23 protein-coding genes and 2 pseudogenes are annotated in these 20412 nt (G+C 59.5%); 18 read left to right on the top strand and 7 right to left on the bottom strand.

Annotation, left to right across the window (positions count from 1 at the left end; genetic code table 11):
- The first annotated feature begins 25 nt into the window (after positions 1–25).
- The 5 genes from LVY75_35640 to LVY75_35620 all read left to right on the top strand — a co-directional run bounded on the left by LVY75_35640 (position 26) and on the right by LVY75_35620 (position 4201).
- Positions 26–1009, top strand: a complete 984-nt coding sequence (locus LVY75_35640) for a ribose ABC transporter permease (GenBank protein ID XAZ26102.1) — start codon at positions 26–28, stop codon at positions 1007–1009.
- A 66-nt stretch (positions 1010–1075) separates the two neighbouring features.
- Positions 1076–2014, top strand: coding sequence for an ABC transporter substrate-binding protein (locus tag LVY75_35635; protein ID XAZ26101.1), 939 nt, complete (start codon positions 1076–1078; stop codon positions 2012–2014).
- A gap of 75 nt (positions 2015–2089) precedes the next feature.
- A complete protein-coding gene (locus LVY75_35630) occupies positions 2090–2989 on the top strand; it encodes a sugar phosphate isomerase/epimerase (protein XAZ26100.1) in 900 nt (299 codons plus the stop codon).
- A gap of 538 nt (positions 2990–3527) precedes the next feature.
- A complete protein-coding gene (locus LVY75_35625; GenBank protein ID XAZ26099.1) occupies positions 3528–3782 on the top strand; it encodes a type II toxin-antitoxin system Phd/YefM family antitoxin in 255 nt (84 codons plus the stop codon).
- Positions 3779–4201 (top strand): type II toxin-antitoxin system VapC family toxin, encoded by a 423-nt coding sequence (locus LVY75_35620; GenBank protein ID XAZ26098.1) that lies wholly within the window; start codon positions 3779–3781, stop codon positions 4199–4201. Before LVY75_35625 ends, LVY75_35620 begins: the two co-directional genes overlap by 4 nt.
- 287 nt (positions 4202–4488) lie before the next feature.
- Here LVY75_35620 and LVY75_35615 read toward each other — a convergent pair whose 3' ends face one another.
- Positions 4489–4710, bottom strand: coding sequence for a hypothetical protein (locus LVY75_35615; GenBank protein ID XAZ26097.1), 222 nt, complete (start codon positions 4708–4710; stop codon positions 4489–4491).
- 175 nt (positions 4711–4885) lie between these two features.
- On the opposite strand from LVY75_35615, the gene LVY75_35610 reads away from it, so the two are divergent.
- From LVY75_35610 to LVY75_35585, 6 genes are all read left to right on the top strand, one after another.
- Positions 4886–5086, top strand: coding sequence for a hypothetical protein (locus LVY75_35610; GenBank protein XAZ26096.1), 201 nt, complete (start codon positions 4886–4888; stop codon positions 5084–5086).
- Between the two features lie 332 nt (positions 5087–5418).
- Positions 5419–5913, top strand: a complete 495-nt coding sequence (locus LVY75_35605) for an MgtC/SapB family protein (GenBank protein XAZ26095.1) — start codon at positions 5419–5421, stop codon at positions 5911–5913.
- Between the two features lie 777 nt (positions 5914–6690).
- Positions 6691–6987 carry a DUF1778 domain-containing protein gene (locus LVY75_35600; GenBank protein XAZ26094.1) on the top strand — a complete coding sequence of 99 codons (297 nt, stop codon included), beginning with the start codon at positions 6691–6693 and terminating at the stop codon, positions 6985–6987.
- Positions 6984–7481, top strand: coding sequence for a GNAT family N-acetyltransferase (locus LVY75_35595; protein XAZ26093.1), 498 nt, complete (start codon positions 6984–6986; stop codon positions 7479–7481). Before LVY75_35600 ends, LVY75_35595 begins: the two co-directional genes overlap by 4 nt.
- Before the next feature lie 702 nt (positions 7482–8183).
- Complete coding sequence (locus LVY75_35590) at positions 8184–8438, top strand: plasmid stabilization protein (protein XAZ26399.1); 255 nt, start codon at positions 8184–8186, stop codon at positions 8436–8438.
- A complete protein-coding gene (locus LVY75_35585; GenBank protein XAZ26092.1) occupies positions 8435–8854 on the top strand; it encodes a type II toxin-antitoxin system VapC family toxin in 420 nt (139 codons plus the stop codon). Before LVY75_35590 ends, LVY75_35585 begins: the two co-directional genes overlap by 4 nt.
- Before the next feature lie 81 nt (positions 8855–8935).
- On the opposite strand, the gene LVY75_35580 is transcribed toward LVY75_35585, so the two are convergent.
- The 4 genes and pseudogenes from LVY75_35580 to LVY75_35565 form a co-directional block, all read right to left on the bottom strand.
- Complete coding sequence (locus LVY75_35580) at positions 8936–9517, bottom strand: SDR family NAD(P)-dependent oxidoreductase (GenBank protein ID XAZ26091.1); 582 nt, start codon at positions 9515–9517, stop codon at positions 8936–8938.
- A gap of 179 nt (positions 9518–9696) precedes the next feature.
- Positions 9697–10080 (bottom strand): type II toxin-antitoxin system VapC family toxin, encoded by a 384-nt coding sequence (locus LVY75_35575; protein ID XAZ26090.1) that lies wholly within the window; start codon positions 10078–10080, stop codon positions 9697–9699.
- A complete protein-coding gene (locus LVY75_35570) occupies positions 10077–10277 on the bottom strand; it encodes a type II toxin-antitoxin system VapB family antitoxin (GenBank protein XAZ26089.1) in 201 nt (66 codons plus the stop codon). Before LVY75_35570 ends, LVY75_35575 begins: the two co-directional genes overlap by 4 nt.
- Before the next feature lie 426 nt (positions 10278–10703).
- Positions 10704–10829, bottom strand: a pseudogene (locus LVY75_35565) (SDR family oxidoreductase).
- A 553-nt stretch (positions 10830–11382) separates the two neighbouring features.
- Here LVY75_35565 and LVY75_35560 point away from each other — a divergent pair.
- From LVY75_35560 to ligD, 6 genes are all read left to right on the top strand, one after another.
- Entirely contained in the window at positions 11383–13581 is a 2199-nt protein-coding gene (locus tag LVY75_35560; protein XAZ26088.1) for a ParB/RepB/Spo0J family partition protein, read from the top strand.
- Positions 13582–13705: 124 nt separating this feature from the next.
- Positions 13706–14923, top strand: a complete 1218-nt coding sequence (locus LVY75_35555) for a DUF932 domain-containing protein (protein ID XAZ26087.1) — start codon at positions 13706–13708, stop codon at positions 14921–14923.
- Entirely contained in the window at positions 14920–15954 is a 1035-nt protein-coding gene (locus LVY75_35550) for a toprim domain-containing protein (GenBank protein ID XAZ26086.1), read from the top strand. The genes LVY75_35555 and LVY75_35550 overlap by 4 nt, the downstream gene beginning before the upstream one ends.
- 318 nt (positions 15955–16272) lie before the next feature.
- Positions 16273–17214 (top strand): DUF2493 domain-containing protein, encoded by a 942-nt coding sequence (locus LVY75_35545; GenBank protein XAZ26085.1) that lies wholly within the window; start codon positions 16273–16275, stop codon positions 17212–17214.
- Between the two features lie 183 nt (positions 17215–17397).
- Positions 17398–17682: a DUF982 domain-containing protein gene (locus tag LVY75_35540; GenBank protein XAZ26084.1), complete on the top strand. Its 285-nt coding sequence runs from the start codon at positions 17398–17400 to the stop codon at positions 17680–17682.
- Positions 17683–17818: 136 nt separating this feature from the next.
- A complete protein-coding gene (ligD, locus tag LVY75_35535; protein ID XAZ26083.1) occupies positions 17819–18862 on the top strand; it encodes a non-homologous end-joining DNA ligase in 1044 nt (347 codons plus the stop codon).
- A 319-nt stretch (positions 18863–19181) separates the two neighbouring features.
- Here the strand turns inward: ligD and LVY75_35530 are convergent, their stop codons facing one another.
- Together LVY75_35530 and LVY75_35525 are read right to left on the bottom strand one after the other, a co-directional pair.
- Positions 19182–19382: a hypothetical protein gene (locus LVY75_35530; GenBank protein XAZ26082.1), complete on the bottom strand. Its 201-nt coding sequence runs from the start codon at positions 19380–19382 to the stop codon at positions 19182–19184.
- Positions 19383–19492: 110 nt separating this feature from the next.
- Positions 19493–19969: a hypothetical protein gene (locus LVY75_35525; GenBank protein ID XAZ26081.1), complete on the bottom strand. Its 477-nt coding sequence runs from the start codon at positions 19967–19969 to the stop codon at positions 19493–19495.
- A 186-nt stretch (positions 19970–20155) separates the two neighbouring features.
- Between LVY75_35525 and LVY75_35520 the strand changes: the two are divergent.
- Positions 20156–20296, top strand: a pseudogene (locus LVY75_35520) (DUF932 domain-containing protein).
- The last annotated feature ends 116 nt before the right edge of the window (positions 20297–20412 follow it).

Below are 20412 nucleotides of genomic sequence, written 5' to 3'. Positions count from 1 at the left end.
AAATCAAAGACGACGGGATAAGAATATGACCGCGACATCCACGGACCAGGGCAACGCCGCAAAGGCGAAATTCAGATCGACTCTAACGGCGCTCGGCATGCTTCCGGTGCTCGTGATCCTGGCGATCGGGTTCCATTTGCTAAGTGGTCGCTTTCTCAGCGTGAACAATCTGTCGATCGTCATGCAGCAGGCCTCGATCAACACGGTTCTGGCCGCCGGTATGACGTTCGTTATTCTGACCGGCGGTATCGATCTCTCGGTCGGTTCGATCCTCGCCGCGTCGGCGATGGTCGGTGTCATCGTGTCTCTTTGGCCCGACGTCGGGATGCTGGGAATTCCGGCTGCCATCGGGGTAGGTCTCGCTTGCGGCTTCGTCAACGGAACGATCATTTCGGCACTCAAGCTCCCGCCCTTCATCGTAACCCTCGGGTCGCTGACCGCGATGCGCGGTATTGCCCGACTGCTCGGTAACGACACCACGGTATTCAATCCGGATCTGCCATTCGACTTCATCGGAAACGGCAGCTTCTTCGGCGTGCCATGGCTTGCCATCATCGCACTGGCGACGATCCTGATCTCATGGTTCATCCTCAAGCGCACCGTGTTGGGCACCTGGATCTATGCTGTCGGCGGAAACGTGGAGGCCGCGCGCCTGACAGGTATCAAAGTCCCGCTTGTGCTGCTGTTTGTCTATTCGATGTCCGGCCTGCTTTCGGGGCTTGGCGGTGCCATGTCCGCAGCACGCCTGTATGCGGCGAACGGCCTTCAACTCGGCCAATCCTATGAACTCGATGCGATCGCCGCCGTCATTCTCGGTGGAACCAGCTTCGTGGGAGGCGTGGGATCGATCTGGGGGACGCTGATCGGGGCTCTCATCATCGCCGTGCTGTCGAACGGTCTCATCCTCGTCGGTGTCTCCGACATCTGGCAGTACATCATCAAAGGGCTTGTCATCATCGTGGCCGTAGCGCTCGACCGCTACAGGCTCAAAGGGCTTAGCCGCACCTGACGTGTGGCTGGAGGAACCGGGGTTGCCGGATAACGGGGCGCAGGAAGCGCCATAAGGAGGAAGAATATGCGCATGATTTCGAAACTGCTCGCAGCGACCGCACTGGCCGCAGCCATCGCAATGCCGGCAGCTGCCAAGGACCTTCAGAAGATCGGCATTTCCGTCGGCCTGCTTGGCAATCCGTTCTTCGTGGCTACCATCAAGGGCATCGAGGACCGCGCCAAGGAAATCAATCCGAACGTTCAGGTCACCTCGGTTTCGGCCGACTACGACCTCAACAAGCAGGTTTCGCAGATCGACAGCTTCATCGCAGCTGGCGTTGACATCATCATGCTGAACGCGGTCGACGCCAAGGCGATCGCCCCCGCCGTCAAGAAGGCGCAGGCGGCTGGCGTAATCGTCGCTGCCTTCGACGTCTCCGCACCGGGTGCTGACGTCACGGTCATGACGAACAACATCAAGGCCGGCGAAGAGGCCTGCCAGTACATTGTCGATCAGCTCAAGGGCAAAGGCGGCGTCGTCATTATCAACGGCCCCGCATCGTCCTCGATCCTTGACCGTGTCCAGGGTTGCAAGAACGTCCTGACGAAGAGCCCTGACATCAAGATCCTCTCCGACGATCAGAACGGTCAGGGTTCGCGCGACGGCGGTTTGTCGGTCATGCAGGGTCTTCTGACGCGGTTCGACAAAATCGACGCCGTCTTCGCGATCAACGACCCGACGGGCATCGGTGCCGAGCTTGCCGCCAAGCAGCTGAACCGCAGCGAGTTCTTCATCACCGCAGTCGACGGTGCCCCGGATATCGAAAAGTCGCTAGCCAGCGGCAACTCGATGATCAAGGCCTCCGCTTCGCAGGACCCCTATGTGATGGCCGGCGACGCACTTAAGATGGCTGTCGACGTCCTCAACGGCAAGAAGCCGGCGGAAAACACTGTACTCCTCGACCCGAAGCTGATCACGGCTGACAACGTCAAGGACTACAAGGGCTGGACCGCAGCTCGCTAAGGTCTCCTCCCGAGTAGCCCGCCAAGCTTTCGAGCATGGCGGGCTGCGACCCGAAATCAACCAGGAATACGTTTCATGTCCAAAATCGGTGTCCACTCGTTTGTCTGGAGCGCAGGATCTACCAAAGACGAACTGGAGAGAACCCTCGAGCGATCCCACGAACTCGGTTTCAAGCTCGTCGAGTTCTCGTACCTGGACCCCAACCAGGTCGACGTAAATTGGCTGGCGTCTCGTATTCGACAGCTTGGCCTGGATGTCGCGGTAAGTATGGGGCTGCCGACGGAAGGCGATATTTCCAGCGAGGATGGATCGGTGGTCGCGAACGGCGAAGCGATCCTCGATCGCGCGGTCGCGCTGGTCCGCGATCTCGGCGGCACAAAGCTTGCAGGCATTCTGAGTTCGTCTCATGGAAAGCAGGAACACGCCCTATCCCGTAAAGGATGGGATAAGAGCGTCAGTACGCTTTCGAAGGTCGCCGATCGTGCAAAAGCGGCTGGCGTCACTCTCAACCTCGAGATCGTCAACCGCTTCGAAAGCAACGTGCTCAATACGGCAGCGCAGGGCCTCGCTTACATCAAGGATACCGGCGCCTCGAACGTGTTCCTTCACCTTGATACTTTCCATATGAACATTGAAGAGGCGGATGTCGGCTTGGCAATCCGAAACGCCGCAGACAAAATCGGCTATGTCCACATCGGTGAAAGCCACCGTGGCTATCTTGGGACGGGCAATATCGACTTTGCCTCGATTTTCGACGCCCTGATCGCCATCGGATGGGACGACTACGTGACCTTCGAATCCTTCTCGACAACAATCGTCGATAAGGATCTCTCGTTGAAGACGGCGATCTGGAGAAATCTTTGGGAGGACAACGCAGCGCTTGCCAAGCATGCGCGGGCGTTTATCGAGCTCGGATTGGAAACGGCAAAGCGTAAGGCCGAATTGGTGAAGGCGGCCCATTTGCCAACGGCTTGAAATTTTCGGTTTCGGATCCCATTGCTTCGACGTTCAAGCTCTGTGCTGGGGTTAGTCGTTGAGCTGCGAAAACGTCTTCTCCGCGAACTCGGCGGAGTAGCCGTTCTTGATCTACCCGCTGACGATGGGTCTGTGCGCCCGCGCAAAATCGTGGGAGGCCGAAACCATCGGGTAAAGATCCGTCCGGTCTGCATCAGCCGATCTCGTACACTCTCGTAAAATCAGGGCGTCTCGAATGTCCTTCAACGTGGGTCCATCGCCGCCCCTCCGGTTCTGCCGCCGTCTCGCCATCTCGTCTCCGGACGCACCGGCCTAATGCCAATGGCGACTGACTACCTGATCCGCGACCTATGCCGGCAGATCCCTCCATCCACTAAGGCGCTTGAAGGAGCCGATATGCTTTCGGAACATCGATGCCGATCGCGTCGCCCACTCCATCGATGATCGGCCGGCATGACAACGAGCACTTTATCTTGGCTATTGCTTCCACAGTCATCGCCATTCTATATGTAGGCATGTACCTACAAGGAGACATTCGATGAGCGTCACCCGTTTGTCTGGCCGAGAATTGAACCATGACGTCAGTAGGGCCAAGAAGGCCGCCCAAAAAGGGCCCGTGGTCATTACAGATCGCGGCAAACCGTCGCATGTGCTGATGACATATAGCGACTTCGAGCGACTAACCGGCAAGCACCCAAATCTCGTCGAGGCTCTTTCAATGCTTGGTTTGTCGATGATCGAATTGGATCCACCGAGAGCAAGGATTGTATCTCGCGAGGTCGATTTATCTTGAAATACCTGCTGGATACGAACGTCGTCTCCGAGCTGCGCAAAGTTGGGGATGGTAAAGCAGATGCCAATGTGACGAAGTGGGTTGGTGCGCAAAATTCTGACGATTTGTTCATTTCAGCGATTACTGTCTTGGAAATCGAGCGCGGGATATTAGGCATCCAGCGTCGCGACGCCTCCCAGGGTTCCCGCTTGAGAACATGGATGGACAGCCGTCTTCACCCTGCATTCGCCGAGCGAGTTCTGCCGATCGATGACGCGATAGCGACGCGCTGTGCCCACTTGCATATTTCAGACCGCCGCAACGAGGTCGATGCATTGATCGCCGCCACCGCGCTGGTTCACGGTCTAACTGTCGTCACACGCAATATTCAGGATTTTGATGATACCGGCGTGATCGTCATCGATCCTTGGCAAGACTGAAATCAGCTACCGGAGTCCGCTCGGGATTGTCCTGTTCGCAACCGACGACCGATATCTCCCGTGTTATCATTGGAGTTGCCGTGAACCGCACCGGGTTTGCCGGAGGCCATTTCGTTTAAGTTATGCGGCCACGGCCGGTGCGTCCAGCATGGCGTAGTATCGTTCTTCGGCTTCTGCTGGCGGTGTGTTGCCGATGGCTCCAGAAGGCCACGGTTGTTGAACCAGTCGACCCATTCCAAAGGGGGTGAAACCTTGTTCGTTGTCTTGCTCATATCGACTGCACTTTCTCAGAAGTTAGAGCCTCCGGCAAACCCGGTGCGGTTCAGAACGGTGATTTCTCTGCTGCCGAAAACCTTTATCGTGCCGCTCTGAGGCATCGGCCAAGTGATAGCAATACGCTTTACAACCTTGCCAACCTCGCCAGGGCCGCTAGCGATAAAATCGCCGAACAAAGCTACCTCGAACAGGCAGAAAAGATTGAAATGCCTACCGGAACAACGGATGATCATCGATGATCGCCACGGGAACAACATTCAATGATTGCATCCATCGCTATGTCGATACTTGACGGCTTGGAGCCTCTAGTTGAGCGGCCCGTTCTCAGTCGCATGTTCTCTAGGGCTTGCCAGGACGTGGGACTCCACTAGCTAGTTCCGCGAAATCGGTGTCCGGAAGAGGAAACTTATGCAGGATTCTCGCAAAGGTCTGCTTGTCACACTGGCTATGATAATCGCGGGCGTCGCCGCGTTCTTCGTCTTTCTCTATCTGACCGGGCACGATCCCGACGAAAGTTCGCTGACCCTGATCGAATGGGTGATCGGCGGAATCCTAGTTGCGCCGGGCTTCGGCTATCTCGTGAAATGGAGGCGGGCGAGGGACGGCTAGTTTGCCCGCCAGACACTTGAGAATGAAGTGACGCGCGGCGAACGATCTGCCGGAGTTGGACCGTTGATGACACCTGACGAACTGAAGATCGTGCGTCGAGCACTACACGGTGACGTGCCCGGCGCACTGGGGGGGCAATCAAAAGCCAGTCCTCGATCTCGAGCTTGTTGAAGCGATCCAGTATGTCGCAGACCAAAGGGCCGGAAACAGCGACGTACCGTCGCCGAGGTGCCCTTCAAATGACCTTGAAGACGTCCTGCTAATCTGGCTGTCTTGCAAGAGGTCGCGCGTGCTCCATTTCCCTGCAACGACATCATGGGGAGGACGCAGGAATGGCAAATTGGTTGGCGGCGTATCAATTCGACGTTCAGTTTCTTCCCCATCTCGCGGCACTTCTCTTCGCATATCTGCTCGCGCTTCCCATCGCTTGGGATCGCGAACGCAACGAACGTAGTGCCGGTCTCCGGACGTTCCCTCTGGTCGCGATCGCGGCTTGCGGCTTCATCCAAGCGGCCGAAACTGTCACCCGCGACAACGCGGAGGCGACAGCTCGGATCGTCGAGGGCCTAATCAACGGCGTCGGCTTCATCGGCGGCGGAGCGATTCTCGTCGGCAAGGCAAGCATTCGAGGCACCGCAACGGCGGCAAGCCTGTGGGCGACGGGTGCGATCGGAGCGGCGGTCGGGCTCGGGGCATATGAAACGGCAATCGTCCTCTCGATCGTCACGTTCGCGACGCTCCGTTTCATGACGACCTTCAAGTCCGAGGGAAACGAGCCGGGCGATGCGAACCCGAATAGTTCAACGGCGGAAAAGACTTCAGAATAGATCGGTTGAACGCTACCAGCCGGCGGAGGCAGGCCTCTTCCAGACGTCCCGGGGCGTCAACAAAGCCAGTCCCGAATTAAAGAAGCTGTTTGATCTCTACACCAGCAAGAAGCGCGACTGCATGCTCCCTGTTTTCCAAGGCAATCTCACCTGTAAAATAAAGAAGAGCCACAACGCAAAGTGTCCGGATGCGACCAGCGACATCGTTGGAACCGGTGAAGGGGCCGACTGGCAACGGCTTGCCAAGGTCTGTCCCGCATTTGCAGCCCAATATGCGGCAATCGTACTACGCAAGAGCGGGGGGCTTAAGGCGAATTCAACCCTATTCGGAAGCAGCAGGCGGAAGTTTTTCCGCAATGCGATTCTATGCTCGAGTGTGTCCAGCGGTTTTTCAAGAAATCCGGCGGTGTGTTCGCAGTTTCAGTAGGTTCAACCTCACTCGAATTAATATCATTTCTGAGCGCCACCTGCGATGGCACCTTTCGAGCAGGCGAAGCCTACTAGGTCGACTGAACGAGATTTCTGATGAATGGCGTGACTACAACGGTGAAGTTGGCCCATGTCCGTCTTTGCCAAACCAATCAATGTTCGCGAGACCTATGTGCGCGATAGCCTAAAGACAACGTGAAATGCTTACGACGAGCGGCGATGATCGTCTGAAGCTCAGATGAGCCAAATGCCGCGAAGTAGGAATGCGCACGTGTGTAACGACAATGGCTTTACGGACCTCGTAAAGATATTGTCGTTACGCTATATAGATGCAAACTGGAGTTTGCCATGCCGACCTCACACACGAGCAAAAGCTCGGACGCAAGCGTGCCGTTGAATATGCGCATCAAGCCTGCGACCCGCAACTTGATCGATCGCGCCGCTGAGTTGCTTGGCAAGACGCGAACGGATTTCATGTTGGAAGCGTCCGAGCGCCGAGCCGAGGAAGTGCTGCTCGACCGCAGTATCTTCACGGTGAGCCCCGAAATCTACGCTGAATACCTTGCCCGGCTCGATGCACCCACGCAGCCCAATGAACGTTTAGCACGCACAATGTCGACCAGAGCACCGTGGGATGAGGCGTGACCCTCAGCGCACCAGCACCCCTGGCCGAACATCATGAGCTGACTGAATTCAATTCCGGCGTCGCCGAACTGGACGACTGGCTGCGTCGCCGCGCTCGTTCTAATCAAGCAAGCGGGGCATCGCGGACCTTCGTCGTGTGCGACGAGAGCCGCGTCATCGCCTATTACGCACTCGCCTCCGGCGCCGTGAAGCAGCCGGAAGCGCCTGACCGGTTTCGGCGCAATATGCCTGATCCAATTCCGGTCGCCGTGCTTGGTCGCCTCGCAATTGATCAATTCTGCCAGGGGCGTGGTATCGGCAGGGCATTGGTCCGCGACGCGGGCCTGCGCCTGCTCAATGCCGCTGAAGTCCTCGGCATCCGAGGTATGCTCGTTCATGCGATTTCAGATGACGCACGAGCCTTCTATGAGGCCGTCGGCTTCCTGCCTTCTCCCTCCGACCCTATGATGCTGATGGTCGGGTTGCATGATCTCAATAACGCGGTGAACCCTTAGGCGGAACTCGTCAAAGTTTCGGTTGAATGCATTCCATCTCGCCTCTAATTCGATGAATTTTTGGCAGAAGGTCCCGACATTAAACGAGGGCCGCGCGTCCTCATCCCTTCAAGACCTTAAAAGCGCATCAATGACCTGTGCGCGCCTTTCTTCGCGTACTTCATGGCGCACAGGAATGGCCAGAATTTCTGGCGACAAGCTAACAGATCGTGCGCTTGGCCGGCGGTTCGGTCCACATTAAAGCGTGGAACTGAGGGGCGCTTATTTAAGAGGGCTTAACTTAGCTTCTTCCTTATTTAAGAAAACGACACCTTGCTTAAATAGCGGCCGAAATCATACTCGCTCGATGTCTGATTCCGAGCCTGTAACCGTTTATCTTCAGGCAGGTTTCGGTGCCCGGAATTTAGAAGTAGCCGGTGCGTAGGCGTGGCAGACGCTAGCGCATTCAATCAAATACAGAAACATCGGTCTCAAACACCCTCCGTTCTTATAAATCGGAAGTCATTGTAAACTAGAACCTTGCCCGCTGAACGGCGGTTCGATTCCATTAACTGCCTAAAATCGGGGCGGCTGGTTCGCATCCCGCGAAAGCGAGAGTTTTGACCCCCATGTGCTGCAGGCGTCTTTTCAAAGCCACTTGAAAGTTTGCTTCATTCTGCGTACTTTGATATCAAAGTCATCGTTTCTGTAGGAATGATATCAGTGCCGGCGGTTACTATCCGAAATCTTTCTGAGGAAACACATCGTGCCTTGCGGGTGCGAGCGGCTCATCACGGTCGCAGTACTGAAGCCGAGATCCGTGACATCCTCGAGGCGGCCGTTCGTCCCGCAGAACGCGTAAAGCTCGGCTCGTTGCTGGCGGCTATCGGTCGTGACGCTGAGCTTTCCAACCGTGACGTTGAAGCCTTGCAGAAAAGTCGCGACAAGATGCCTGCTGAGCCGATGACCTTCGAATGATCTTGCTGGACACCAATGTAATATCGGAACCATGGAAGCCGGCTCCCAACGAGACAGTGGTCGCGTGGTTGGATGCCCAAACCATCGAGACGCTGTTCCTTTCGGCAATAACGATCGCTGAACTTCGCTTCGGGATCGCGGCTATGCCGTCGGGAAAACATCAAACTATCCTTCGTGATCGTCTTGAGGGTGAAGTGCTGCTGCACTTTTCCGAGCGTATCTTGCCATTCAATCTGGTGACTTCACAATTCTACTCAGAACTGATGGCTCGTGCCCGAGTATCTGGGAAACCGATTGGCACGGCTGACGGCTACATTGCTGCCACAGCAGCAGCCAACGGCCTAGCGGTCGCAACTCGCGACACAAGCCCGTTCGAGGCCGCTGGATTGAAAGTGATTGACCCCTGGGTGCGATAGCGACAGGTGGATCTAGACGTCGTAGGTTCGTATCGGTTCAAACAGGTCATCTTGAGCGCGCCTGTTTTGGCTAGCGTCCATTCACAACGGGACGATTTCTCCGTCGAAATAAAAACCTCCCGTCTTTTCGTGTTCATCCAGTGTCGCCAGCCACACGATCCCGCTAGCCGCCTCCTCAACCGTCCGGTAGCTGGAATGCCCGTTGAAGTCGGTGGCCGTATAGCCGGGGTCCGCCGCATTGACAGTAATGCCTGAACCGGCCAGGTCCTTCGCAAAAGCCACGGTGACGGCATTTAGCGCGGACTTAGAGCTGTTATATCCGAGGAAATTGACGCCGCAGAACTGATTGTCTGGATCGGAAAGCCATGCGAGCGATCCAAGCCCGCTGCTGACCATGACTATGTTTGCGCTGCCCGCACTCCTCAGGAGAGCCAGGAAAGCCTGCGTGACGCGAACGGGTCCGAAGACGTTGGTCTGGTAGATGTGGCGTACGTCGTCGACCGACTGCTGGGAGGGCGGGACCATCGCGCCGGGAATGCCGGCATTGTTGATCAGAATGTCGAGCTTGCCATCCTCGCTCTGGACGCGAGCCGCCGCCCGCGCAACAGAGGCGTCGTCCGTCACGTCGATCAAAAGACCGTACGTCGATCCCTTCGGCAGCAAGGAGCCTGACGGCCTCTGCTCCGCGTGCCTCGTCGATGGGAAGCGAGGAGCGTTCTCGCAAATATTGGAGCAACAGACATGCCGCTTTGACTGGCGAACTTGCGTCGGAAGCAAGGTGAACCGACGTTCGAGACCAGTCAAAGCGATCAATCTTGACAGGGCTCGACGCCACGAAACAGCTAGTTCGGTGTGTTCGTTGGTACATGAAGTGAAGCGCCCGCCTTTTGAGCCGCCGCTGCTAGGCGCCTGTCTCTGGTCCACAAGGTTGATCGCCGATCAAGCAACACGGAAGCCAGCAAAAGCGCATCCGTATAGCCGATCCCCATGCTGAAGATTGCGTGCCGAGCAATCATCGTCATGACCTCGTCGTGCGATGCAATGAGTGCTTCGCGCTGCGCGGCTAGAAACGCCATCACGGCGTCGCGGTTGCGAAGACTGCCGAGCGCCAACTCTCCGATCACGACAGGGTGGCACAGTAGGCGGTCGTCTTCGATGATTTTGCGTAGCTCTGCCTCATTGTGGCGGAAGTGATCAATCCAGATCGAGGTGTCTACGAGTATCACTTGGCAGCTTCGCTCCGGCGCCGTGGAGCAGCCTCTGCGTCAGGCATGGTACCGCCCAGCGCGAGAAGGCGCTTTCCAGACTCGACGCGTACTAGTGTCTCCAGTGCCTGGCGCACGAGCGCAGCAGTTTCCTTTGTTCCGGTGAGGGATCGTGCCCTCTCCAAGAGGGTGTCGTCAAGATTGATGGTAGATCGCATGCTCAGACCTCCGAACGCAAAGGCGTTACAATTAGCACCATTTGGTGCGAAAATCCATGCCGTATTCGCACCGGCCCGTGAGGTGGTGCGAAAGGGCGCGATCGCTGGCGTGGCCGGGCACATGAGGGTTGAGCGCTTCTCGCGCCCTCGGAGCGGGCGCCAGGCGCGTCGGCATGAATTACTCCGCGTCGCTAGACGAAGCGATAGCGGAGGCGGAGTGCTACCGAGCTGCCCTCCGCCCGCTTGGTCCAGAAAGCCCTTTGGGATATCTCGCTATTCACCAATGGAGATGAAAATGCCTGACGTGGCAACTATGATCGATGTGCTTAATTCGCCCGAATCCTAAGTCAGCATGTGCTTGCTGGCTAGACAGGTGGTCGCCGTTTCCGTTGATTGACGTCGACACCTACCAGAACGTCGATCTTGCTACAGCTTGTAGCCGCCGCTGGTCTCTATGACCTGCGCTGTAACCCATCGACCTTCGTCCGAGGCTAGGAAAGCGACCACCGCAGCGACATCGGAAGTCTCGCCGAAGCGCCCCAGTGCGGTGCGCCAGGCCCGACATGAAAGAACAAGGCGATGCCCGAAATCAATGAAACGAGGAAGAGGCCTGTAATGATGGGGTGGCGTAGCGCTGGAAGACTTGCTGCATTGGCTGCTCCAGTTCTGGCTCTGTCTCGTCGTGTTAGCTAATGCTCATGAACAGTTAAGACTTTCCAAGGTTCCATCACCGTGGGCGAGACAGGCGGATCCCGTCCATGTTTTCAATTGACCTGATGTGACCGGGCAATCAACCTCTCCCTTGATCAGCGCCGTTTCTGTCGCGCCATTGTCCGCGCGCCGCTATGCCGAAGCCACCCTGTGCGTCCTGTTGCTGGCCGATCCTGTCGGATCGCCCCTGGTTCTGAGGGATCGCTATTCCCTTATGCGAAGCCTGACCGCCGACCGTGCGTCGACCGTGCCCTGTCAGCGGAGGAGAATGTTTCGCCGCCGGAGGCGAAGATCAGCCGTGGTGGGCGGCAGAGAGGAAGAGGAGGGACGGAGCTTTGTGACGGATTGGAAGGGTTGGAGAGAGGTTCCGCCCGGTTCGTCATGGAGAACCGACATGGCTCAGAAGATTGAGAAGTCTGGGAAGATCGAGAAGAGTGGAAAGACTGAGAAGATCACGCTTGCGATCGCCTGCGACATTCCCTTCAACAAGCTGGTGCTCAGCCAGGAAAACGCCCGTAAGGTCAAGGCGGGTGTGTCGATCGAGGAGCTTGCCGAAGACATTGCGCGGCGCGGTCTGTTGACCAGCCTCAGCGTCCGTCCCGAGCTCGACGACGATGGCAAGGAGACCGGCATGTATCGCATCCCGGCCGGCGGGCGTCGCTACCGGGCGCTGGCACTGCTGGTGTCCTCGAGGCGTCTGTTGGAGACGGCGGGCATTCCCTGCGTCATCAGCAGGGGCGAGACGGCGGAGGCAGAAGATTCGCTTGCCGAGAACGTCCATCGCGAGAGCCTGCATCCGCTCGACCAGTTCCGCGCCTTCGAGACCCTGCGCGGGCAGGGCAAGGACGAAGAAGAGATCGCCGCGAGTTTTTTCATCCCGGTCGCCACCGTTCGGCAACGCCTGCGCCTGGCGTCCGTCTCGCCAAAACTTCTTGATCTCTACGGCGAAGATGCCATGACGCTCGAGCAGCTGATGGCCTTTTCGATCAGCAAGGACCATGCCCGTCAGGAACAGGTGTTCGAGGCGATTGCCCGCTCGCACAGCCGGGAGCCCTATTACATCAGGCGCTTGCTGACCGAGACGGCGGTCCGGGCGGCCGACCGGCGCTCCGTCTATGTCGGTATCGATGCCTATGAGGCGGCCGGCGGTGTCGTCTTGCGCGATCTCTTCGACGAGGACAGGGGCGGATGGCTGCAGGATCCGGCGCTGCTCGATCAGCTCGTACTGGAGAAATTGAAGAGCGATGCGGCGGCCCTACAGGCGGAAGAAGGCTGGAAATGGGTCGAGGTGGCCTTCGACTTTCCCTATGGCCACACGTCGGGCCTTCGCAGGGTCTACGGTCACCAGGCCGAATGGAGCGAGGAGGATCTTGCCCGTCACGATGTTCTTCGCGCCGATTACGATCGGCTCGATGCAGAATATGCCTCCGCCAGCCAGTATTGCGAAGAGAACGAGCAGAGGCTCGAAACGCTCGGTGCGGAGCTCGACCGTCTGAACGACCGTCCCTTCGTCTTTGATCCCGACGAGCGTGCCCGCGGCGGTGTCTTCGTCTCGCTCGAGGCGGACGGCAGGCTCCGGATCGAACGCGGCTATGTCAGGCCCGAAGACGAACCGCAGGTGGAGATGATGAGCTGCGTCAGCGACGACCAGGACAGCATCGTCGTGTCCGAGCGGATGCAGCCGGCCGACGGGGTTGTATCGGAGGTAGAGGCCGAGGCAGCAAACGAGGCCCAGATCGATGACGGGGAGGAGACGCTGAAGCCGCTTGCCGATCGTCTGGTCCTTGACCTGACCGCCGCCAGGACCGTCGCGCTGCGCAACGCGCTCGCCAGGGATCCCGAGGTCGCCTTCGTCGCCGTCCTCCATGCCTTCGTGCTGAAGACCTTTTATCTGCGGGGCGCAGACACGTGCCTGGAGATCACGGTCCAAAGCGCCCGGTTGAGCGAGACATCGGGATTGGGCGACTTGGTCGCCGCCCGGGAAATTGCCGAGCGGCAGGAAGCCTGGGGGTACGACCTGCCGAGAGATCCGGCCGCGCTCTTCGCCTTCCTCATCGGTCTCGACGACCGCAGCCGGCAGGCGCTGTTTGCTCATTGCGCTTCGCTATCGCTCAATGCCGTAATCGAACCCTGGAACAGGCGCTCGCGCGCCATAGCCAATGCCGACGAGATCGCCCGCGCCATCGGCTTCGACATGATCGAGGCCGGCTGGACGCCGACGGTCGAGGCCTATCTCGGCCGCGTCACCAAGGCCCATATCCTGCAAGCCGTCTGCGAGGCGAAAGGCGAGCAGGTCGCTGCATTGATCGCCCATCTGAAGAAGCCCGACATGGCCCGCGAGGCCGAGCGGCTGTTGGCGGGCAGCGGTTGGTTGCCGGAGCCTCTGCGCCTGCCGGCTATCGAGGCTGACGATCCGGACCTGATCGAGGGCGGGAACGATACCGACAGGGATAGCATCGGCTCGGAAACGATCGAAGAACCGGTGCCGATCGATGAGGTTCAAGGGACAGACGAGTTCGACGGTATCGACGAGGATCCCGATATCGCTGAGCCCGCAGAGACCGACGCCATCCATCCGATCGCCGCCGAATAGCGGCCTCCGCGCCAGGACGGCCCGGTTCCACGTGGTGCCGGGCCTGTTCGCTCAAACCTGCCATCCCCATTCCTTCACCCCGAGCCGGCCACAGCGCCGGCCTTTTCGTTTCAGGAGATCTGTCATGACCAATTCCAGTATCAACAGTCCCGTCTCGTCTTCCGGCTTCAAGGTCGATATTTCGCGCGGCGAGCGCATCGGCCGCGTCTCGTCCGAATGGTTCTCGCGCCCCGACGACGAGCGCTTCCTGTCGCTCAGTGCACTCTACGACACCGTGCGATCGCGGGCCGATCGGGCGCATGCCCGCACCATCGAGACCAGCGCCATTCGCGTCGAAGCCACGCGCGACAATGCCGAACGGCTCGAACTGATCGTGCCCGGCGAGAACGCATGCCGGGGTCAACGTGATGCTCAACCGATCGCGCCGACCCATTGGAGCTACGGCCAGCTCTGCAGCCTGGTCGGCGCGCCCGCGACCTATATGCGCCAGCTGCCGGCGCCGCTTGCCGCCATCAATCTTCAGCACGGACTGCTGTCCCATCGCGCCGAACTGGTGAAGACGCTGGAGATGGACGACGGGCGGCTCGAGCTTCGCGCCGTCACCGGTCCCGACTATGGCCGCATCTGGGACCATGAACTGGTCGCAGCCGTGATGAAGATCGCCGGCAATGGCACCGGCGACACGATGTGGAAGGTGCCGGGTCAGCTCGACTGGACGACCATGATCCACAATCCCTTCGTCGATATCACCAAGGATACGACAACGCTTTATGCCAGCGACCGCGACGTCTTCCTCTTCCTCGTCGACGATACCCATCCGATCGAGGCAGGGCGTCTTCCGAACGGCGAGCCCGATCTCTATTTCCGAGGCTTTTATGCCTGGAATTCCGAGGTCGGCTCCAAGACGCTCGGCATCGCCTCGTTTTATCTGAGGGCGGTCTGTGCCAACCGCAATCTCTGGGGCACGGAGCAGTTCGAGGAAATCACCATCCGCCACTCGAAATTCGCCGGCGAACGTTTCGCCCATGAGGCGGCACCCGCATTGGCGACTTTCGCCAATTCGTCGCCCGCCCCCTTCGTTGCCGGCATCAAGGCGGCACGCGAGACGATCGTTGCCCGCCATGACGACGACCGCGAGGCCTTCCTGCGCCGCCGCGGTTTCTCCAAAAGCGAGACCGGCAAGGTGATCGACATGGTGCTGTCGGAGGAGGGCCGTCCGCCGGAGTCGATCTTCGATTTCGTGCAGGGCATAACCGCGCTGGCGCGCACGCGGACCAACCAGGACATCCGTCTTGATCTTGAGGGCAAGGCGAAGAAGCTGCTCGAAAGTGCCAGCCAATGACAGGTACGGCCTCCGACCTGGCAGACCGCCTCGCGCGTCATGCCGAGGCGGTCTGCCGTCATTATCTGTCGGCCGGCCGGCGATCCGGCAATTACTGGATCGTCGGCGATACGGGCAACAATTTGGGTCGGTCGCTCTTTGTGCGGCTGACCGGTCCGCGCGCCGGCCGCTGGAGCGATGCGGCGACCGGCCAATATGGCGATCTGCTCGACCTCATCCGCCAGACCTGCGGCCTGATTGCCTTTGCCGATGTTGCAGACGAGGCACGGCTGTTCCTCAACCTGCCGCGGCTGGAACCCATGGCGGCAGAATGGCGGGACGCCAATGCACTCGACAGCCGATCGACCGCGGCGCGGGCAGGGCTGCTGTTTGCCAGTGCCGTGCCGATCGCCGGCACCTTGGCGGAGCGCTACCTGCAGAGCCGCGGCATCGAGAGCGCCGCACGCCATCGCGCCCTTCGCTTCCACCCCTCCTGTTACTACCGAGATCTTACGACCGGCGAAATGACGCGTCTGCCAGCGCTGATCGCTGCGATCACCGATGTCGAAGGCAGGCTGACCGGTGTGCACCGGACATGGCTTGATCCCGATGGAAACGGCAAGGCCCGGATCGACGAACCGCGCCGGGCACTCGGTCGCCTGATCGGCAATGGCGTGCGTTTCATCATTTCGCCGGGATCGCATAGCCCGGTCCTGGTCGTGGGCGAGGGCATCGAGACCGTGCTCTCTCTTTCGGAAATACTTCCCGGCATGGCGATGGTGGCAGCGCTTTCGGCCCATCATCTCGCAGCCTTCCTGCTGCCTGCGACATGCAAGCGCCTCTATATCGCTGCCGACGCCGATGCGGCCGGACGCCACGGTGTCGAGGGATTGGGCCGGGCCACCACCGCTCTCGGCGTGCTGCCATTGGTGCTCACGCTCGAGCTTGGCGATTTCAACGAGGACCTGCGTCGGCTTGGATCTTCCCGTCTAGTGGCGAACCTGCGCCGTCAGCTCGTCCGGGACGATGCGGCCGCCTTTCTTTCGCGATAGCGGCGCCCGGCGTTGAGACGCGAACGTTTCTGCGGTGAGGCCGTTGAGCGCGCGGTTGACGGATCGCCATAAGTGGGGCCGCGCCTGCGGGCCTGTCGGGAGGCGACCCGTACCATGCCGGTCGCAGCCTTCAACGGATCGGTCCGGTTTCTTCCCCGCGCGGTTCCCGCGCTCCTCGCGCAGCAAGAAACCGGCCCTCAACCGCCCGGCGCTGCCGCTGGGCCGCAGCACTTCGCGCTGCGGTTCCGGCCGCGACCGGCATGGGAAGGGATCGCCGTCAGGCCGCGAGAGGCGCGGCTCAAACCATGGAGATCCGGAATGACCCGCTCAACCTTGATCCACGATACCGCAGAACCGCACCACGCGTCCTCGCCGACCGATCGCTTCATCTACGAAATGCAGGTCCATGGCTATCGGCCTTTCCAGGACGAACCCGACCCCCGGCCCTTGCCCGAAGAGCCTATCGTCCAAGCATCGCTGACGACCATCTTCGATGCCTTGTCCGATATGCTCGCAGACACAAGGCTGGAACCCGATCTCGAAGACCTGCTCTGGTCGACCGTCAACCTCTTCCATCGCGGCGCCGATCGCATCCAGCGGGAACTCGATCGCAACGAGGAGGCGCAGCGCACAGGTCAACGCGAGCAGGACGGATCGGAGGTTCAAAGCGTCGAACTGGAACGGCTGATCGCCGAGGGCGTCACCCTTCTCGAACGGCGCAACACATTCGAGTTCATGCGCGACCACAGCGCAGACCTCTTCGAGGCTCAGACCGGTTCTGCCTGGCGGCCACGCACGGGCTCGAAGGTCAACCATGCCAACATGACAGCGGCGATGATCGACTCGATGGACTTCCTGTCCGCACGTCGACACGCCGAGACCGAGGTCATGATCCCCGCGGGCACGAAGATCGGCTTTGCCGGCGGCATGGACTGCAACGACCATGACCGCATTTGGAAAAAGCTCGACCAGGCCCACGCCAAATATGCCGACATGGTCCTGTTGCACGGTGGCGCGCCGAAAGGGGCAGAACGCATTGCCGCCTGCTGGGCGCAAGCCCGCAAGGTCACGCAGATCACCTTCAAGCCGAACTGGAGCAAACATGCCAAGGCGGCACCCTTCCGCCGCAACGACGAGATGCTGTCCGTCATGCCGGCAGGATTGATCGTCTTCCCGGGCAACGGCATCACCGACAATCTTACCGACAAGGCCCGGCGCCTTGGCATTCCGGTCTGGCAGGCTTCGGGAGACGGCGCGTGAGCGCCGTTTTCCTCACCAGGTCTCCGAGCCGTGATCCGGACTGCGGAACTTCCGTCTCGATCATCATGGATCAACGCTGTGCAGGGAGCGCGCGTCCGTGCCCAAACGATTCTGCACCCGGCGGCTCGACTCGCGCGAATCGCTTCCCATGTGACTCTGTCGAGACACCAGGAGTACTGCGTCATGGAAACACTTTCCTTATCCACGCCGATCCGACCGCTGCATGTCGAAAGATCGCCAGGCCCACAGGGTCGAGATCTCGCAGCGTTTCTCCTCAGCGAGAAATGGCCGCATCTCGAAAACGACCCGGCGCGGTTCCATCATGCGCTGGCCACTTCGATGGACGCGATGCAGCTCTTTCTCGATCCGGAAATCGCCCGCCAGGCCCTCGTCGAGGCTGCCCATGCTTCGAGCATGCATGTCCTGCCGGACGATATGGAAGGAATCAGACAAAGCGATGAGCGATAACAAAAGCCCCGCAGAACGCGGGGCAGTTCGAGGTCATCACAGAGGGGCAGCGCACCCGGTAAGGTGACGACAGAACGATACCACCATGAACCCTCTCGACAACCTCTTCTTTAGATGTTGCTGATGTAATCCACACATGATCGACCGTCCCCGCAGCAAACCCCTTCTTGCCGATGAACGGCCGCTCAAAGGCGCCGTTCGCAGAAAACGCGATCCCGCACAGCAGAACCTGCTTTTGGATCCGATGCCCGATCGCGTCGAGCCGGCGCTTGCTCTCTTGAAGGACAAGCCACCGGAAAATCCGCGCACCATCGCCGAACTGAAGTTCGATGGCTACAGGCTGGCAATCCATATCGAGCCGAAGGGGATCAGGGTCCTGTCACGTGGCGGCCATGACTGGACTGCGCGGTTTCCGGCGATTGCGGCCGAGGCGCAAGAGCTTGGCCTTTCCAGCGCCATTCTCGATGGTGAAGCTGTCGTGCTCGACGAGGAGGGACGCTCCGATTTCGGTGCCCTGCAGCGATCGCTCGGCGGGCGGGGCGGCAAGCTCCCGTCGTCCAGCGCAATCTTCTTTGCCTTCGATCTTCTTTATCTCGACGGCCACGACCTCAGGACCATGGAACTGTCGAGCCGCCGGCATCTGCTTGCTGATCTCATCGGAGAGCGTGCGGGTGCGATCCGCTTTTCGGAGGAGCTTGAGGGCGAGCCGCAGGCGATCTTTGCGGCTGCCTGCGAGCACGGCCTTGAAGGCGTCATCTTCAAGGATCCCGACAGCCCTTATCGCTCGCACAGATCCGGCGACTGGCTGAAGGTCAAATGCATCCAGAGCGAAAGCTTCTTTATCGTCGGCTACGAAAAATCCGCTTCTGCCCGCGGTGGTGTCGGCAGCCTGCTGCTCGCAGCCTGGAAGGGCAGCCAGCTGCACTATGTCGGCTCGGTTGGAACCGGCTTTTCCTACAAGGTCGCCGTCGAACTTCGGAAACTGATGGACAAGCTTGCGACCAAGAAGCCGAGCGTCGTCCATGACGGGCGCAGCAAGGATATCGTCTGGCTTCAGCCGACATTGATTTCGGAAATCGAATACCGAGCCTGGACCGACGACGGCAAGCTGAGACACGCTTCTTACAAGGGCCTGCGGGAGGTCCAGGATAATGCCGCGGTCTACAGGATCGAGGAATGAGGCTGGTCCACTGACGACCGGCGTTCGTTCCTCTTTGCCTGGAGTGTTCAACCGCGGGGCAAGACGAGCAATGCGGTGCCCGGTTCATCCATTTCCATCAGAAGGGCCATGACCAGCCAGTGGGCTAGCTGGCGCCGGGCAGCTCTTCTGCAGTGAGCAAAACAGTGAGATCGCCGGCCGGATAGAACCGCTGGCGCAGGCCGGCCGGCGCGATCGAGTGTCCAGAGATATCTTGTTGTCGTCTCGAATGATCCTGGCGATGCCGCGCCGTGCGCTCGCATCGGCTTTTGTTGCAATGACTGCTCGGCGCAACAAGCTTTTAGGCGACCCTGTCGGCCAGCATGTCGGCGATTTCGGCGGCTTCGAGACGCGCTGACGTCTTGTAGGGATAGTGCTTCCAACACCACCAATCTTGACGCTCGCCCTTGGCGTAGCCGAACCCGGCCCAGTCGCCGCAATGGCACTTTCGCGCAATGGGCGCGGCTGGTTGAAGGGTCGAGGAACGGTCGATGTCACCCATGTTACATCCTCAAGAAGAAGTGTTCCTATTTTGTTCTATTTTGGCTAGGAGTCAATCCGCCCGCCAGAGCTGAAGGGTGATTGCTAATGACGCCCAGGCGAAAAGGCGCGTTAAGCCCTGCAGAAATCGATCGAGGATAGCCGTTCCAGGTTGCGTTGCCGGCCGAACTGTCTCTCGGAGAACAGGCCGCGCAGCAGGCGGCATTCTGCGCTCGATTGATGAGATGCCCTCGCAGCCACAATGTCTTCTTCGAAGACCGCCACTACGATGTTCACTGTTTTGCGACCAGGGTCGGCGCCGAGACCTTCATGGCCCGATACGGAGGAGAATGGTTCGACCCGCGCGATCGCGGGCGCGGTGTCAACTGGAACAAATGGTTCAAGGGAAGGTCCGCCGGCCAGCTTAAATCGTTTTGACTTCCCGCCCGCAGCGAGCCGCTTGTCGCCAGCGTGACGAGGGCGCGCTTCCGAAATTCGCTCATCGGCCGAATGATCGTGCCAGAGCATAAAACGCCTGGGTGCTGCCCAGACATCCTCTGCCTGACGCTTTACGAAGCAGGCGGTCGGCCTCGCTCCGACCGCCTGCATCTCGTTGGCCCGCCGCCGGGTCGAGACACAGATCCTTCTAACCAGATCGCTTCGAAAATGGAATGCCCGACCAACAAGAGTTCCCTGCTGTTGCACTTGGGGCGCGCAGGAGAATGCCGAAAAGGGCGGAAACGTCGTACTTTCATTAACCTCTGGAGCGACAGGACGGATGCCGACGAGGTAGCCGGCCGCATCTGGATCCTGGTCGCGGCGGGGATGATGAATGCCGGCAATGTCACAGGTGACACGATGTGGAAGGTGCCGGGTCATCCCGACTGGGGTACCATGACCCAGATACTCCTCATCGGCATCACCCGGGATACGACGAGGCGCGCAACATTCCCGATGTGAAGGGCAGCCGGCTAAGAAATGAGTATGCCGGTAAGAGGCTGCGTTTCGGATATGGATTGCCAAGCAAAGGACGCAAGTGTTGCCGAGGTCGT

The sequence above is a fragment of the Sinorhizobium sp. B11 genome (genome assembly GCA_039725955.1).
GTDB lineage: Bacteria > Pseudomonadota > Alphaproteobacteria > Rhizobiales > Rhizobiaceae > Rhizobium.
Note: the sequence above shows the minus strand (reverse complement) of the source record. Positions and strands in the feature narration are given on the sequence as shown.

Coding starts and splice junctions, on each gene's coding strand:
- LVY75_35540 (XAZ26084.1), top strand. CDS start 17,398: ATGGAAACACTTTCCTTATCCACGCCGATCCGACCGCTGCATGTCGAA.
- LVY75_35525 (XAZ26081.1), bottom strand. CDS start 19,969: ATGCAGGCGGTCGGAGCGAGGCCGACCGCCTGCTTCGTAAAGCGTCAG.
- LVY75_35570 (XAZ26089.1), bottom strand. CDS start 10,277: ATGCGATCTACCATCAATCTTGACGACACCCTCTTGGAGAGGGCACGA.
- LVY75_35635 (XAZ26101.1), top strand. CDS start 1,076: ATGCGCATGATTTCGAAACTGCTCGCAGCGACCGCACTGGCCGCAGCC.
- LVY75_35625 (XAZ26099.1), top strand. CDS start 3,528: ATGAGCGTCACCCGTTTGTCTGGCCGAGAATTGAACCATGACGTCAGT.
- LVY75_35605 (XAZ26095.1), top strand. CDS start 5,419: ATGGCAAATTGGTTGGCGGCGTATCAATTCGACGTTCAGTTTCTTCCC.
- LVY75_35610 (XAZ26096.1), top strand. CDS start 4,886: ATGCAGGATTCTCGCAAAGGTCTGCTTGTCACACTGGCTATGATAATC.
- ligD (XAZ26083.1), top strand. CDS start 17,819: ATGATCGACCGTCCCCGCAGCAAACCCCTTCTTGCCGATGAACGGCCG.
- LVY75_35600 (XAZ26094.1), top strand. CDS start 6,691: ATGCCGACCTCACACACGAGCAAAAGCTCGGACGCAAGCGTGCCGTTG.
- LVY75_35560 (XAZ26088.1), top strand. CDS start 11,383: ATGGCTCAGAAGATTGAGAAGTCTGGGAAGATCGAGAAGAGTGGAAAG.
- LVY75_35640 (XAZ26102.1), top strand. CDS start 26: ATGACCGCGACATCCACGGACCAGGGCAACGCCGCAAAGGCGAAATTC.
- LVY75_35550 (XAZ26086.1), top strand. CDS start 14,920: ATGACAGGTACGGCCTCCGACCTGGCAGACCGCCTCGCGCGTCATGCC.
- LVY75_35585 (XAZ26092.1), top strand. CDS start 8,435: ATGATCTTGCTGGACACCAATGTAATATCGGAACCATGGAAGCCGGCT.
- LVY75_35555 (XAZ26087.1), top strand. CDS start 13,706: ATGACCAATTCCAGTATCAACAGTCCCGTCTCGTCTTCCGGCTTCAAG.
- LVY75_35615 (XAZ26097.1), bottom strand. CDS start 4,710: ATGATCATCCGTTGTTCCGGTAGGCATTTCAATCTTTTCTGCCTGTTC.
- LVY75_35530 (XAZ26082.1), bottom strand. CDS start 19,382: ATGGGTGACATCGACCGTTCCTCGACCCTTCAACCAGCCGCGCCCATT.
- LVY75_35630 (XAZ26100.1), top strand. CDS start 2,090: ATGTCCAAAATCGGTGTCCACTCGTTTGTCTGGAGCGCAGGATCTACC.
- LVY75_35545 (XAZ26085.1), top strand. CDS start 16,273: ATGACCCGCTCAACCTTGATCCACGATACCGCAGAACCGCACCACGCG.